9 protein-coding genes are annotated in these 15,290 nt (G+C 59.9%); 3 read left to right on the top strand and 6 right to left on the bottom strand.

What is annotated here, in order from left to right; all coding sequences use genetic code 11:
• Positions 1 to 83 precede the first annotated feature (83 nt).
• A complete protein-coding gene (locus BLS87_RS14055) occupies positions 84 to 1,211 on the bottom strand; it encodes a GNAT family N-acetyltransferase (RefSeq protein WP_074753088.1) in 1,128 nt (375 codons plus the stop codon).
• A 280-nt stretch (positions 1,212 to 1,491) separates the two neighbouring features.
• Between BLS87_RS14055 and BLS87_RS14060 the strand changes: the two genes are divergently transcribed.
• Complete coding sequence (locus BLS87_RS14060) at positions 1,492 to 2,811, top strand: putative porin (RefSeq protein WP_074753089.1); 1,320 nt, start codon at positions 1,492 to 1,494, stop codon at positions 2,809 to 2,811.
• Positions 2,812 to 3,111: 300 nt separating this feature from the next.
• Here BLS87_RS14060 and BLS87_RS14065 read toward each other — a convergent pair whose 3' ends face one another.
• The 4 genes from BLS87_RS14065 to fadD2 all read right to left on the bottom strand — a co-directional run bounded on the left by BLS87_RS14065 (position 3,112) and on the right by fadD2 (position 12,585).
• Complete coding sequence (locus BLS87_RS14065; protein ID WP_074753090.1) at positions 3,112 to 4,233, bottom strand: beta-ketoacyl-ACP synthase III; 1,122 nt, start codon at positions 4,231 to 4,233, stop codon at positions 3,112 to 3,114.
• Positions 4,234 to 4,623: 390 nt separating this feature from the next.
• Complete coding sequence (gene hrpA, locus BLS87_RS14070) at positions 4,624 to 8,535, bottom strand: ATP-dependent RNA helicase HrpA (RefSeq protein ID WP_074753091.1); 3,912 nt, start codon at positions 8,533 to 8,535, stop codon at positions 4,624 to 4,626.
• Positions 8,536 to 8,786: 251 nt separating this feature from the next.
• Positions 8,787 to 10,484, bottom strand: a complete 1,698-nt coding sequence (fadD1, locus tag BLS87_RS14075; protein ID WP_074753092.1) for a long-chain-fatty-acid--CoA ligase FadD1 — start codon at positions 10,482 to 10,484, stop codon at positions 8,787 to 8,789.
• Positions 10,485 to 10,896: 412 nt separating this feature from the next.
• Positions 10,897 to 12,585 carry a long-chain-fatty-acid--CoA ligase FadD2 gene (gene fadD2, locus BLS87_RS14080; RefSeq protein WP_074753093.1) on the bottom strand — a complete coding sequence of 563 codons (1,689 nt, stop codon included), beginning with the start codon at positions 12,583 to 12,585 and terminating at the stop codon, positions 10,897 to 10,899.
• Positions 12,586 to 12,797: 212 nt separating this feature from the next.
• Here fadD2 and BLS87_RS14085 point away from each other — a divergent pair, with 212 nt between their 5' ends.
• Together BLS87_RS14085 and BLS87_RS14090 are read left to right on the top strand one after the other, a co-directional pair.
• The gene (locus tag BLS87_RS14085) at positions 12,798 to 13,742 is read left to right on the top strand and encodes an alpha/beta hydrolase (protein WP_074753094.1); all 945 of its coding nucleotides are present in this window, start codon (positions 12,798 to 12,800) and stop codon (positions 13,740 to 13,742) included.
• A gap of 58 nt (positions 13,743 to 13,800) precedes the next feature.
• The gene (locus BLS87_RS14090; protein WP_074753095.1) at positions 13,801 to 14,271 is read left to right on the top strand and encodes a MaoC family dehydratase; all 471 of its coding nucleotides are present in this window, start codon (positions 13,801 to 13,803) and stop codon (positions 14,269 to 14,271) included.
• Positions 14,272 to 15,134: 863 nt separating this feature from the next.
• On the opposite strand, the gene ccoM is transcribed toward BLS87_RS14090, so the two are convergent.
• A complete protein-coding gene (gene ccoM / locus BLS87_RS34930) occupies positions 15,135 to 15,254 on the bottom strand; it encodes a cytochrome c oxidase subunit CcoM (protein WP_279616213.1) in 120 nt (39 codons plus the stop codon).
• Positions 15,255 to 15,290 lie beyond the last annotated feature (36 nt).

Below are 15,290 nucleotides of genomic sequence, written 5' to 3' on the forward strand. Positions count from 1 at the left end.
TCAGTCATTATCAATGTGTATGACCCACCGCATTCGCCAGCAAGCCGGCTCCTACAACCGGTAGGTGCCGCTTCCGGTTATTCTCACTCGACCTGCCGATACGGCAGCGCCGCGCGCGCTTCCTCGGCGTACGCCAGAATCCCCGCCCGCTCCTGATTCAGGAAGTCCGCCACGGCCTCGCGCAGGCCGGGATGGGCCAGGTAGTGCCAGGAATGGGTGATCACCGGCTCGAACCCACGAATCAATTTGTGCTCGCCCTGCGCGCCGGCGTCGAAGCGTTTGAAGCCGTTGGCGATGGCGTAGTCCATGCCTTGATAGAAACAGGTCTCGAAGTGCAATCGGTCGAACTCGGCCAGGCAGCCCCAGTAGCGCCCGTAGAAACTGTCGCCACCGATCAGGCTGAAGGCCATCGCCACTGGCCGAGCGCCTTTTCTGGCGAGCACCACACGGATCGCTTCAGGCATGCGCTCGGCAACCAGGCTGAAGAACGCCCGCGTCAGGTACGGCGCCTGTCCGCGAATCTCGTAGGTGTTGGAATAGCAGGCATACACGAAATCCCACTGAGCCTGACTCAGCTCGTACCCTTGCAGCCATTCGAATTCAAACCCCTGCCCCGCCACTTGCTCGCGTTCTTTGCGCATCTGTTTGCGCTTACGCGAACTCAACGCATCAAGGAAATCCTGAAAATCCCGGTAGCCGCGATTCTGCCAGTGGTACTGACACCCGATGCGCTGCAACCAGCCCGGTTGCTCGGCCAGCAGCGTATCGGCCACGGGGTCGGTGAAGTTGACGTGGACGCTGGAGAGCGTTTCAGCCTCGGCATACCCCGGCAGACAGGCCAGTAACTCGCGGCCATCCTCCGGTGTCCTCGCCAGCAATCGCGGTCCACTGACGGGGCTAAACGGAACGGCAATCAACAGCTTCGGATAGTAGGCGATCCCCGCGCGGCGACAGGCATCGGCCCAGCCATGATCGAACACGTACTCACCGTAGGAATGCCACTTGCGATAGGCCGGCAATGCCGCCATCAGCCGGTCGTTTTCGTAATGCAGCAAATGCTCGGCACGCCAGCCGGAACGCGGTCCCAGACTGCCGCTGTCTTCCATCGCACTGAGGAAGCCATGACGCAGAAAGGGCGAGTCGCCAGGAATGAGCGCGTCCCACTCTTCGGGCTTCAGGTCCGACAGTGCATCCAAACGGTGTAACGACATCGCCTCCTCCCATCCCCTCGCCAACGTTTGCGCAGTATCACCTATCGGACACGTTTGCACATGAAATTTGCGCTGACAGCGCTCTAGTCCGCGGGTTCCAGATTTTTTTCACATGTCATCGACATGCCATCACATAGCCATCCCCCTGTCATAAACGGCCGTAATACTGGCGCCTGTTTTTAGAGCCCCCTGTTCTAAAAACCAGACTTCTTTTCCGTCCGCCTTCGGTCGGTTGTTCCCTGGATGGCTTTGTCATCCCTTCTCATCTACGGAGATTGATATGCGTCTTGCTTCCACTAAAACTGCGGCAGCCCTGTGTGGCGGTCTGTTGCTGGCCATGAGCGTTCCGGCCAGCGCCGCAGTCGACGCGAAACTGCTCGACATGCTCAAGGCCAACGGCTCGATCTCGCCAGCCCAGTACGCCGAACTGCAATCGGAGCTCGCCAAGGATCAGCAGGCTCAGCAACAAGCCCAGAAGGCGACAGCCGACCAGATCGCCGCCGCGACCACCGCCAAGTCTTCCGAACTGTCGGCCTTCGAACAGAAAGTCGCATGGGCCGCCAAGACCCAATTCAAAGGCGACGTTCGTGTTCGCCAGGAAACGGTCAAGATCGACGACCAGAACAACAGCCAGGACAAGAACCGTCAACGTATCCGTGTACGTCTGGGCGCTTACACCGACATCAACCCTCAGGTCAGCACCGGCATCCGCATCGCCACCGGTGGCGACAACAAGGCCAACTCCACCAACGTCGACCAGAACGACTACTTCACCAAGAAAGACCTGTGGCTGGATCAGGGTTACATCGACTACCACCCGACCGCCATTCAGAACCTGCACGTTATCGGCGGCAAGATGGCCCAGCCGTGGGTCAGCGAAGGCGACGTGATCTGGGACAACGACATCAACCCGGAAGGTCTGGCCGCCACTTACAGCGTGCCGGTCACCAAAGGTTTCGAGTTGTTCGGCAGCGCCGGTACCTACACCCTCAAGGACAACATCAGCGGCGACGGTACGCAGTTCAAGAACGACCTGCGCCTGAATGCTGCCCAGTTGGGTACGCGTATCGCGATCACCGACAACGTGAAGGCAACCGTCGGCGGTTCGGTGTACCAGTACCAGAACTCCAACGACTGTAACCCGGCCGCTGCAAGCACCAGCACCACGTTCTGCGGCTTGAGCATCAACGGCAACAACACCACCGACTTCCGCCTGTACGAAGGCTTCGGCCAACTCGACCTGACCGGCATGGTCGTTCCGGTCAGCCTGTACGGTCAGTACGTGGTCAACAGCGCTACCGACAGCAATCAGGACACCGCCTGGCTGACCGGTGTGAAGACCAAGGTGTTTGGTTTCGGTCTGGACTACAACTACCGCGATACTCAGCGTAACGCCGTGGTTGGCGCGTTCACCGACTCCGACTTCGCCAACGGCACCACCGGTTCGCGCGGCCACAAGCTGAGCGTCTCGTACGATGTCGACAAGAACTTCACCCTCGGCGCGACGTACTTCCTGACCAAGGCAGACTTCGCCTTCGCCAACGCCCCGCGTGACGAAGACGCGAATACGCTGCAGCTGGACGTGGTTGCGAAGTTCTAAGAGCAGAAAGCGTCACGTTACAGCCTCAGACGGCAAGCTCCCGCCGCCTGAGGCCGCTCCAGACTTCAGCCCGGAGCTGGCCTGTCGGATCCCCATCATCCGTTCCGACAGGTCAGCTTCGGGCTGCTTTTATTTCCGGCCCACCCACAATGATCATCTGCCGAACACAAATACTGTGGAAGCGAATTCATTCGCGATTGGCCGGCACATCCAACCCACTTTTGTCGAATCTACCGGCCTCTCGCGAATGAATTCGCTCCCACAGGTTGAGATCCTGGTCAGCTCATAAGCAGAGCGTGATCACTTCTTGCGCAGAATCACACTGCCGATCGAATACCCCGCACCGAACGAGCTCAATACACCCAGCGCGCCGCTTGGCAGATCGTCCTGGTAGGAGTGAAAGGCAATGACCGAACCGGCAGAGCTGGTGTTGGCATAGCTGTCGAGAATCACCGGGGCTTCTTCGACCGAGGCGTCGCGGCCCAGGAGCTTTTTCACGATCAAGTGGTTCATGCTCAGGTTGGCCTGATGCAGCCAGAAGCGCTTCACGTCGCTGACGTTCAGGCTGTTCTCTTCCAGATGCACACCCACCAGTTCCGCCACCATCGGGCAAACGTCGCGGAACACCTTGCGGCCTTCCTGCACGAACAGCTTGTCCGCCTTGCCCTCGCCTTCTTCCGCCGTGCGGTTGAGGAAACCGAAGTTGTTGCGGATGTTGTTTGAGAAGGTGGTCAGCAGCTTGGTGCTGACGATGTCGAACTGGTGCTCGGAGGTCGCCAGGTCGGCGCGTTCGACCACGACCGCCGTGGCGGCATCGCCGAAGATGAAGTGACTGTCGCGGTCACGGAAATTCAGGTGCGCCGTGCAGATTTCCGGGCTGATCACCAACAGAGCGCGAGCCTGACCCAGCTTGACGCTGTTGCAGGCGGTCTGAATGCCGAAGGTGGCCGAGGAACAGGCGACGTTCATGTCGAAACCGAAACCCTGAACACCGAGCGCCAACTGAATCTCGATAGAGATCGCAGGGTACGCACGTTGCAGGTTGGAACAGGCGACGATTACGCCGTCGATGTCGGCGGCGGTTTTACCCGCGCGCTGCAAAGCTTGTTCGGCGGCCGCGACGCCCATCTGGCAGAGGATTGACCACTCGTCGTTGGAGCGCTCAGGCAAACGGGGCTTCATGCGTTGCGGGTCGAGGATGCCGTCCTTGTCCATGACGAAGCGGCTCTTGATGCCGCTGGCTTTCTCGATGAAGGCGGCGCTGGACTCGGTCAGTGCCTGAACCTCGCCGGCTTCGATGGCGGCAGCGTTGTCGGCATTGAATTGCGCGACATAGGCGTTGAAAGAATGCACCAGCTCATCGTTGGAAATGCTGTTGGCCGGGGTGTAGAGCCCTGTGCCACTGATCACGACGTCGTACACGGTCGTTCCTCTCTTATTGACGGCAGCAGGCAAAGGGCCTGCGTAAGCACGGTGCTGGCTGTTTTTCTGGAACGACAGTACCAATGCAACGATAAATTTCCCGTAGACGGGCGTGGACCTTGTGAGCGCTTCGAGCTTTTAAGCCGCGAAGTTTGCCATATCGGCCGGGATTTGGCGCTATCGGGCTGCTGGAATGCACACTCTCGGGCTCCACCCTCATCAACCCTGTGGGAGCGAATTCATTCGCGAAAAATAGTTCGGCCGCCAAAGAGGCGTCGGCTGTACCGGCCAATCGCGAATGAATTCGCTCCCACAGGGGTTCGGGGTTCGGGGTTCAGGGTTCAGGGATCGAAGTTCCGGCCCAGACAGTCAAGCCGCAGGTCGAGGGCATCAGCCCTCGACCTGACTCCACTGCTTGTTCAGGCGCTTGTCGGAAATCGGCACCTTGGTCCCCAGTTGCTGGGCGAACAGCGACACGCGGTATTCCTCCAGCCACCAGCGGTAGACCACCAGTTCGTCATCGCGCTTGCCTTCCTGCGCGTGCTTGTCGGCGCGGGTCTGGTATTGCGCCCAGAGGTTGCCCAGTTCAATGCTCCAGACCCGGTCTTTCTGCACTTGGCTGCCCAGCTTCTCAAGCCGCAACTCGATGGCCTTCAGGTAGCGCGGCAACTCCTTGAGCCACTGCGCCGGGGTCTCGCGCACGAATCCGGGGTACACCAGCTTGCCCAACTGCCCTTTGATGTCATTCAGGGCGACGGCCTGGGCCAGATCGATCTTGCCCTTGAAGCGTTTTTGCAGGCCGTGCCAGAGCTTGAGGATCTCCAGCGTCAGTCTCGCCAGACGCTCGGCGTGCTCGGTCAGACTGCCCCGCTTGCGCTCGGCCAGCGACAGGAGGCCTGCGCCATCACGCGGCAAGCTGGCTTCGCCTTCCAGAATGCAGGTGTCCAGGCTCGCCAGCAGGATGTCCTCGATCAGCGCATCGACCCGGCCCATGTCGCGGTACAGCAACGCCAATTCCGTCTGACCCGGCAATTTGCTGCGCAGGAACTTCGCAGGTTCTGCCAGTTGTTGCAGCAACAGACGCTGCAAGGCACGGCGATGTTGATACTCGGCTTCGGTCTGCGTCGAGAAGCGCCCTTCCTTGACCGTGCCGCCCTCTTCCACCAGCGCCGGATACACCGTCATCGAGAGGCCGGCGATCTTCTGTTGCGTCTTTTCCGCGACCGCCGCAAAGCCCTTGGCTTCTACCGGTTGCTGGCTCTTTTCGGTTTGCGGCACAGCCAGTGCGGCCTGTCCGGCTTCGGCAAAGCGCGCCGTCAGCTCATCCAGATCGCGGCCTTCGCCCAGGAACTTGCCGTTGGCGTCGACCACCTCAAGGTTCATCTTCAGGTGATTTTCCACCTGTTGCGCCGCCTCGGCCCACGCCTCGTCGGTGACGCGCGCGCCGGTCATGCGCAGCAACTCGCGCCCCAACGCCTGAGGCAACGAACCGTCAGCGAACACCATGCGCTGCAAGGCCGCCTTGACGAAGTCCGGCACCGGCACGAAGTTCTTGCGCAAGGCTTTAGGCAGGTTACGCACCAGGGCCACGCATTTGGTTTCCAGCAGGCCCGGCACCAGCCACTCCAGACGCTCGGCCGGCAATGACAGCAACAACGGCGCAGGCACGCGCAGGGTCACCCCGTCACGCGGGTGATTGGGTTCGAAGTGATAGGTCAACGGCAAGGTCAGTTCGCCTAACCGCAACGTGTCCGGGTATTGATTGGCCGTGACCTCGCTGGCTTCACGGGCAAGGACATCTTCCTCGCGCATGATCAGCAACTGCGGGTTCTTCTGGCTTTCCATCCGGTACCAGGCGTCGAACGTCGCGGTCTGATGAATCTCGGCCGGCAGGCGCTCGTCGTAGAAACGGAACAGGGTTTCTTCGTCCGCCAGAATGTCGCGACGCCGGGCCTTGGCTTCCAGTTCGTCGAGCTCTTCCAGCAACCTGGCGTTGGCGCTCAGGCACTTGGCGCGCGACTGAATCTCGCCACGCACCAGGCCTTCACGGATGAAGAACTCCCTCGAGACGACAGGGTCGATCGGGCCGAAATGCACCGGGCGGCGCCCGACCACGATCAGCCCGAACAGGGTGATCTGTTCGAAGGCCACGACCTGACCACGCTTCTTCTCCCAATGCGGTTCGAAGTGGTTCTTCTTGACCAGATGCCCGGCCAGCGGCTCGATCCAGTCGGGTTCGATCTTCGCCACCATGCGCGCATACAGCTTGGTGGTTTCGACCAGCTCAGCGGCCATGATCCACTGCGGGCGCTTTCTGCCCAGCCCGGAAGACGGATGCACCCAGAAACGCCGCTGACGCGCGCCGAGGTAGTCGCCCTCTTCGGTTTTCTGTCCGATCTGACTGAGCAGACCGGAGAGCACCGCCTTGTGGAATTTCGGGAAGTCGGCCGGCTCTTTGTTGACCGTCAGCTGCAGGTCACGACAGATCAGGCTCAATTGACGATGGGAGTCGCGCCACTCGCGCAGACGCAGGTAGTTGAGGAAGTTGCGACGGCACCAGTTGCGTAACGGACTGGCCGTCAGCGCCTGGCGCTGCTCCTCGAAACCGCGCCACAGATTGACCAGCCCGGCGAAGTCCGAGTCCTGATCTTTCCATTGCGCGTGCGCCTGATCGGCAGCCTGCTGACGCTCCGGCGGACGCTCGCGCGGGTCTTGAATCGACATGGCGCTGGCGACGATCAGCACTTCCTGCAGGCTGCCCTGTTTGGCCGCTTCCAGCAGCATGCGGCCCATGCGCGGGTCCACCGGCAAGCGCGCCAACTGGCGACCCAGCGGGGTCAGCTGGTTCTCGCGGTTGACCGCCGAGAGTTCCTGCAACAGGTTGAACCCGTCGCTGATCGCCTTGCCGTCCGGCGGTTCGATAAACGGGAAGTCGGTGATCTCGCCCAGACGCAGGTGCAGCATCTGCAGAATCACCGCCGCCAGGTTGGTGCGCAGGATTTCCGGATCGGTGAACTCAGGGCGCGAGAGGAAATCCTCTTCGCTGTACAGCCGCACACATAAACCCGGCTCGACCCGCCCGCATCGGCCTTTACGCTGGTTGGCACTGGCCTGAGAGACGGCTTCGATCGGCAGACGCTGAACCTTGGCCCGATAGCTGTAGCGGCTGATGCGCGCAGTGCCGGTGTCGATCACATAGCGGATGCCCGGCACGGTCAGCGAGGTTTCAGCGACGTTGGTCGCCAGCACCACCCGACGGCCCGGATGCGACTGGAAAATCCGCTGCTGTTCAGCCGGCGACAGCCGTGCGTACAACGGCAGGATTTCAGTGTGTTTGAGCTGAGCCTTGCGCAGCATTTCGGCGGCGTCACGGATCTCGCGCTCACCCGGCAGGAACACCAGCACATCGCCGGGCGACTTGCGTTCGCTACGTTCAAACGCTGCCAACTCATCGAGGGTCGCGAGAATGGCCTGATCGACGGTCAGGTCGTCTTCGACGCTGTTGCCCTCTTCGTCCTGCTCAGAGGTCAGCGGGCGATACCAAGTGTCCACCGGAAAGGTCCGGCCCGAGACTTCAATTACGGGCGCCTTGTCGAAGTGCTCGGAGAAGCGCTCAAGGTCGATGGTCGCCGAAGTGATGATGACTTTCAGATCAGGGCGGCGCGGCAGCAGGGTTTTCAGGTAACCCAGCAGGAAGTCGATGTTCAGGCTGCGTTCGTGGGCTTCGTCGACGATGATCGTGTCGTAACGCTCAAGAAAACGGTCATGCTGGGTCTCGGCCAGCAGGATGCCGTCGGTCATCAGCTTGATCAGGGTGTTGCTGTCGCTCTGGTCCTCGAAACGGACCTGATAACCGACCAGTGCTCCGAGCGGCGTACCGATCTCTTCGGCGACCCGGCTGGCGACACTGCGCGCAGCGATTCGGCGCGGCTGGGTGTGGCCGATCAGACCGTGCTGGCCACGACCGATTTCCAGGCAGATTTTCGGTAACTGGGTGGTTTTACCCGAACCCGTCTCACCGGCGATGATCAGCACCTGATGCTTGAGCAACGCCTCCTTGATCTCATCGCGCTTGGCGGCAATCGGCAGGTTTTCGTCGTAACGAATGGTCGGCACGCTTTGCTTGCGGCTCACGGCTTGCGCGCACGACGTCTGGACACGCTCAACCCATTGCGCAAGCTTCGCCTCGTCAGGCTTCTTGCGCAGTTCGTGCAACTGGCGACGCAGGCGATGACGATCACTGATCATCGCGTGGTCGAGGCTTTTATACAGTTGGTCGATGGCGGTCGATTCGTCGGTCATCAGGGCGCGAAGTCTTTTCTATCTGAATGCAGGGCGCGGATTGTCGCAGATTTATCCACGATCATGCACAACCCTGTGGGAGCGAGCTTGCTCGCGAAGGCTGTATGTCTGGCGCAGCAGGTGTGTCGGATGTAACAGCCTCTTCGTGAGCAAGCTCACTCCCACAGATGCCGTGTGATCAGCGAAGTCTGCGCCCTTCCTTAAAACAACAAACCCCGCACGCTGGCGAGGTCTGTGGTCTTGCCGCTGACTTACGCGGGCTTCTTCAGCGCCAACTTTTTCAGCTCTTCGTCACGCAACTCGCGGCGCAGGATCTTGCCGACGTTGGTGGTCGGCAGCGCGTCGCGGAACTCCACGCTGCGCGGGACTTTGTAGGCGGTGACGTTGGCGCGCATGTGCTCCATGACCTGCTCCTTGGCCAGCGTCGCACCCGGCTTCACGACCACGAAGATCTTGATCGCCTCGCCTGACTTCTCGTCCGGCACGCCAATGGCGGCGCACTGCAACACACCCGGCAGGGTCGCCAGCACGTCTTCCAGCTCGTTCGGATAGACGTTGAAGCCCGACACCAGAATCATGTCTTTCTTGCGATCCACGATGCGCATGTAGCCGTCTGGCTGGATCACCGCGATATCACCCGTCTTCAACCAGCCTTCGGCGTCGAGCATTTCATCGGTGGCTTCCTGACGCTGCCAGTAACCCTTCATCACCTGAGGGCCTTTGACGCACAGCTCGCCGACTTCACCGAGCGGCAACTCTTCGCCCGCGTCGTTGATGGTCTTGCACAGCGTCGAGGGCACGGGAATGCCGATGGTGCCCATCTGGATTTTCTGGATCGGGTTGACCGTCGCCACCGGGCTGGTTTCGGTCATGCCGTACCCTTCGCAGATGGAGCAACCGGTCACGTCTTTCCAGCGTTCGGCGGCGGCTTGCTGCAGCGCCATGCCGCCCGACAGGGTGACTTTGAGCGAGGAGAAATCCAGGTTGCGGAAGTCGGCGTTGTTGCACAGCGCCACGAACAGCGTGTTCAGGCCGACAAAGCCGCTGAACTTCCACTTCGACAACTCCTTGACCATCGCCGACAGGTCGCGCGGGTTGCTGATCAGGATGTTGTGGTTGCCGATCAACATCATCGACATGCAGTGAAAGGTGAAGGCGTAGATGTGATACAGCGGCAGCGGTGTGATCAGGATCTCCGTGCCCTCATTGAGGTTGGAACCCATCAGCGCCTTGCACTGCAGCATGTTGGCGATCAGGTTACGGTGGGTCAGCATGGCACCCTTGGCCACGCCTGTCGTGCCGCCGGTGTATTGCAGGACCGCGACGTCGCTGCCTTTCGGCGAGGCATCGTTGACCGCCTTGCCGTGCCCCATCGCCAGCACGTCGTTGAACTTGACGGCTTTGGGCAGATGAAACGGCGGCACCATCTTTTTCACGTACTTGATGACGCTGTTGACCAGCAGGCGCTTGAGCGGCGGGAGCAGGTCGGCGACTTCGGTGACGATAACGTGCTTGACGCCAGTCTTGGGCACGACCTTCTCGGCCAGGTGCGCCATGTTCGCCAGGCAGACCAGCGCCTTGGCACCGGAGTCGTTGAATTGATGTTCCATTTCCCGCGCGGTGTACAGCGGGTTGGTGTTGACCACGATCAGGCCCGCGCGAATGGCGCCAAACACGGCGATCGGGTACTGCAGCACGTTGGGCAACTGCACGGCGATGCGGTCGCCCGGTTGCAGGTCGGTGTGCTGCTGAAGGTAGGCGGCAAACGCACCGGACAGCTCATACATCTCACCGTACGTGAGTGTCTTGCCCAGATTGCTGAACGCAGGTTTGTTGGCGAAACGCTCGCAGGACTGTTTCAATACCGCCTGAACGTTTGGATACTCGTCCGGATCGATATCGGCAGCAATGCCAGACGGATATTTATCCTTCCAGAAGTTTTCGATCATGGAAGCCGACTCCTCAGCGACAGCGTTTCTACACACCGCTTAATGCGATGATTTCTTGTGTTTGAATGATGTAGCCACAGCTTTCTGCGTATCGACAGGACAAAAAGCGGGCCGAGCGTAGCAGCTTTGCCAGAGGCCGCCTAGAGCCAATAGCGGCCCGAACAGTCACAAAAATGACTCTTGAACGCTTAAACGTCACGTTTAGAGCAATGAACCTAAATGTCGGAAAATGCCCAACAATTGTAGGCGCGCGCTTGCCCGCGAAGGCGTCAGCACATCCGACACGATTATTGACCCACGCACAGCATTCGCGGGCAAACGCGCTCCTGCACAGGTCTCATGTGTCCCATAAAAAACGGCGTGTTTCTCAACACGCCGTTTCTGTTTATAGCCCCGTCACGTTATAGCCCCTTCACGCGGTGTCGCGCAGCTCTCTTCGCAGGATCTTGCCCACGGGCGTCATGGGCAACGACTCACGCAGCACGATCTGCTTGGGGATCTTGTAGCCGGTGAAGTTCTCTTTGCAATACGCCTTGAGTTCTTCGCAGGTCAGGCTCGGATCTCGCGGCACCACGAACAGTTTCACCGCTTCACCCGAGCGCTCGTCCGGCACGCCGATCACTGCGCAGTTGGCGACTTTCGGATGACGCGAGACGACGTCCTCGATCTCGTTGGGGTAAACGTTGAAGCCCGAGACGATGATGAGGTCTTTCTTGCGGTCAACGATGCGAATGAAACCGTCCGGATCAATGACCGCAATGTCCCCGGTCTTGAGCCAGCCTTCGCTGTCCAGGACTTCAGCGGTGGCATCGGGCTTGTGCCAATAGCCGAGCATGATCTGCGGCCCCTTCAGGCACAGCTCACCGCGCTCGCCCACGGGCAACTCAACGCCTTCATCGTCGATGACCTTGGCCGTGGTCCCCGGCACCGGCATACCGACCGTGCCCAGTTTCGACAGGTTGCCGTACGGGTTGGCCGTGGCGACCGGCGAGGTTTCGGTGAGGCCGTAGCCTTCCACAATCGGACATCCCGTGAGCTGCAACCAGCGTTCGGCCGTGGCTTTCACCAAGGCAGTGCCGCCGGAGTTGGTCAAGCGCAGGCTGGAGAAATCCAGCGTCTTGAAGTCCGGATGATCCATCAATGCAACGAACAACGTGTTGAGGCCGAGCATCGCGGAGAATTTCCACTTTTTCAGCTCTTTGATGAAGCCGCCGATGTCACGAGGATTGGTGATCAACAGGTTGTGGTTGCCGCTGACCATCATGCACATGCAATTACAGGTGAAGGCATAGATGTGATACATCGGCAGCGGCGCGACCATGATCTCGCTGCCTTGCCTGAAGATCGGCAAACCGTCCGGACCGTGCTGGAGCATGCAGGCGTAGACCTGTTGCATGTTGGCAACCAGGTTGCCGTGGGTCAGCATCGCGCCTTTTGGCGAACCGGTGGTGCCGCCGGTGTATTGCAGAACGGCGATGTCTTCCAGGTCCAACTGAACGCGTTGCAGGTGATCGCCCCGCCCCAGTTTGAGCACGCTCTTGAAGGCCACGGCCTGCGGCAGGTCGTACTCGGGCACCATCTTCTTGACCTTCTCGACGACCGTGTTGATCAGCCAGCCTTTGGCGGCGGACTGCATGTCGCCCATCTTCACTTCGATGAGGTACTGAATGTCGGTGTCTGGCAGCACTTCCTGAACGTTCTTGCCGAAGACGTTCAGGTACACCAGCGCGCGGGCGCCGGAATCCTTGAACTGATGGCGCATTTCACGGGCGGTGTACAGCGGGTTGGTGTTGACCACGATCAACCCTGCGCGCATCGCACCGAATACCGCGATGGGGTACTGGATCAGGTTGGGCATCTGAACGGCGATGCGGTCGCCGGGCTTGAGTTCGGTCTGCTGCTGCAGGTAACCGGCGAACGCCGCCGAGTGTCGCTCCAGCTCTGCGTAGGTCAGGGTCACGCCCATGTTGCTGTAGGCCGGACGGTCCGCATACTTCTTGCAACTGCGCTCGAACACCTCCACCACGGATTTGTAAGCGTGCAGGTCCACCTCAGAGAGGACGCCTGCCGGGCGTTTGTCGTTCCAGAAATCAGGTTGCATGTTCTTTTTATCCTCTTACCTGAGAGTGCTGGCCCCGCGATGAAGCAGGTGCTTGCCGGACGTTAGCAGCTGCCACCAGGAAGGCAAATCGTCATCAATGACGTGAATCTTGCGGGTGATCAGGCTGCCATCTGACAAGCGCTATACACTGCAATCAGGCGACCGACAGAGCGCTATTTCAAGACAAATCTTTACAGGGCCAGGGAAACGCCATGAAACACGATGCTTTTTGGCTGGACGCCAGTGATCACACTCGCCTGTACGTCAACGCATGGATGCCGCTGACCAGCCCGCGGGCCGTGGTGATGCTGTCTCATGGCATGGCTGAGCACAGTGGCCGCTATGCCCGCCTGGGCGCAGCGCTGACCGACGCCGGCTTTGCCTTGTACGCCCATGACCAGCGCGGTCATGGCCGTACCGCTGCCAACGGCGTGCTCGGTCACTACGCCGACCGGGATGGCTGGAACACCGTGGTGGGCGATCTGGCCAGCCTCAGCGCCTCGATCGGCCAGCGTCATCCGGACGTCCCCGTCTTTTTACTGGGACACAGCATGGGCAGCTACATTGCTCAGGCGTACCTGTTGCACCACAGCGCCAGCGTTCAGGGTGCGGTGCTCAGCGGCTCGAATTTTCAGCCCGTGTCGCTCTACCGCAGCGCCGCCGTGATCGCCCGCCTGGAACGCTGGCGGCAAGGCGCTAGAGGGCGCAGCGCGATCATCGAGTTCCTGTCGTTCGGCTCGTTCAATAAAGCCTTCAAACCCGTGCGCACGCCGTTCGACTGGCTTAGTCGCGATCAGGAAGAAGTCGATAAATACGTCAACGACCCGCTCTGCGGCTTTCGTTGCACCAATCAGTTCTGGCTGGACATGCTCGGCGGGCTGCAACAGATCAGCAAGAAATCCAACCTGGCGCAGATCGATAAGAGCCTGCCGCTCCTGATCATCGGCGGCGAATGTGATCCGGTGAGCGAAGGCAAACGTCTCAAGGATCTGGCAGGTGCGCTGACGGACACCGATCACGCGCTCGTGACGCTGAAGCTATACCCGCAGGCGCGGCATGAAATCCTCAACGAAACCAACCGCGAGGAAGTCACTCATGATTTACTCGCCTGGCTCGAGCAGGCGCTGAGCGAACCACGACCGCGCCGAACCGAATGACCTGTCGGGATTTCAGCTCTTTTATTCACTTTTCATTTTCATGTCACAGGACAGCAACATGACCGAAGTCACCAACACGCCGTACGAAGCCCTTGAAGTCGGCCAGACCGCCAGCTACAGCAAGACGGTCGAAGAACGCCATATCCAGCTGTTTGCCGAGATGTCCGGCGACCGTAACCCGGTGCATCTGGATGCGGAGTTCGCGGCCAAGAGCATGTTCAAGGATCGGATCGCTCACGGCATGTTCAGTGGCGCGTTGATCAGTGCCGCCGTGGCCTGCGAGCTGCCTGGGCCGGGGACGATTTATCTGGGTCAGCAGATGAGCTTTCAGAAGCCGGTGAAGATTGGCGATACATTGACGGTGCGTTTGGAGATTCTGGAAAAACTGCCGAAGTTTCGGGTGCGGATCGCGACACGGGTTTTTAACCAGAACGATGAGTTGGTGGTGGATGGCGAGGCCGAGATTCTGGCGCCGCGTAAGGTGCAGACGGTGAGTCTGGCTGAGTTGCCGACGATTACGGTTGGCTGATTTTTTGTTGCGCTGATCGTGTTCTGCCTAACGGCAGAAGCGTTCCGCCTTCGGCGGGTTACTTGATAACCCCAAGTAACCAAGGTCAGGCTCCCGGTTGGGCCCGACTTCGTCGGGTTCCTTCTCTCCGGCGACGCTCCGTGGGCGCGCCGCCTGCGTTCACCCTGCACCCAAGTCGCGTTTGGTGGTGCCTGAACCGTCGCGTACAAGGGCAACGCGGGCTGGAGCTAACGCTCCTCGCTTTCTTGGTTCGTGCATCCATTTCCCGCATTCCACTCTCCACTGTAGGAGCGCGCTTGCCCGCGATCTACCGCGCAGCGGTAGCAAAACCAGGCGACTCAATCATGCCTGACACACCGCATGCACAGGGTTTGCTGCCGGTTCCCGGCAGATCGCGGGCAAGCGCGCTCCTACGCCTTCGGCAGAATCAAAAGCACAGCGGATATCCATGACTTGTGTTGCGACTGCCTTTGCTTTTGATTTTCCTGCCTCGTCAGTCCAGACACCACAAATCGCGACTTGGGTGCAGGCCAAACGCAGACGGCGCGGAGTGGGTCGAGCGGCATGGATGCCGCGAGAGCGCCGTCAGGACATGGATGTCCGTTCGGCGCGGGCCGACGGAGCGTCGTCGGAGTGCGGGAATCCGACGAAGTCGGACCCAACCAGGAGCAAAGCGTTTTTGGTAACTTTTGTCGCTTTTACAAAAGTGACCCGCTGTAAGAGCGGAACCGTAATCCGCGCCACCAAAAACAAGGGATATACACCCGACCTGAACGCCTCTACGCCAACCAAAAAAAACGCACAAAAAAATGGGCAACCGAAGTTGCCCAAAATGCCTTGCGTGCTCTTTTTATAAGAAAGACTCAGCCCTTGCCGCCTTTGTGGCTCGAGTCTCTCCAGATGAACAATCCCAAGCCTGCAAAAAAGCTCAGCATCAACATCACCGTCATCACACCGGCTATCACCGCATGATCGAGAAACATAAGCGCCCCTCCTGCCGTAACCCTGTTCGATGGGTG

The sequence above is a fragment of the Pseudomonas abietaniphila genome (genome assembly GCF_900100795.1).
Lineage (GTDB): Bacteria > Pseudomonadota > Gammaproteobacteria > Pseudomonadales > Pseudomonadaceae > Aquipseudomonas > Aquipseudomonas abietaniphila.

Bases quoted from the DNA above. Each gene is read 5' to 3' on its own strand.
- BLS87_RS14085 (WP_074753094.1), top strand. From the start codon at position 12,798: ATGAAACACGATGCTTTTTGGCTGGACGCCAGTGATCACACTCGCCTG.
- hrpA (WP_074753091.1), bottom strand. From the start codon at position 8,535: ATGACCGACGAATCGACCGCCATCGACCAACTGTATAAAAGCCTCGAC.
- fadD2 (WP_074753093.1), bottom strand. From the start codon at position 12,585: ATGCAACCTGATTTCTGGAACGACAAACGCCCGGCAGGCGTCCTCTCT.
- ccoM (WP_279616213.1), bottom strand. From the start codon at position 15,254: ATGTTTCTCGATCATGCGGTGATAGCCGGTGTGATGACGGTGATGTTG.
- BLS87_RS14055 (WP_074753088.1), bottom strand. From the start codon at position 1,211: ATGTCGTTACACCGTTTGGATGCACTGTCGGACCTGAAGCCCGAAGAG.
- BLS87_RS14060 (WP_074753089.1), top strand. From the start codon at position 1,492: ATGCGTCTTGCTTCCACTAAAACTGCGGCAGCCCTGTGTGGCGGTCTG.
- BLS87_RS14090 (WP_074753095.1), top strand. From the start codon at position 13,801: ATGACCGAAGTCACCAACACGCCGTACGAAGCCCTTGAAGTCGGCCAG.
- fadD1 (WP_074753092.1), bottom strand. From the start codon at position 10,484: ATGATCGAAAACTTCTGGAAGGATAAATATCCGTCTGGCATTGCTGCC.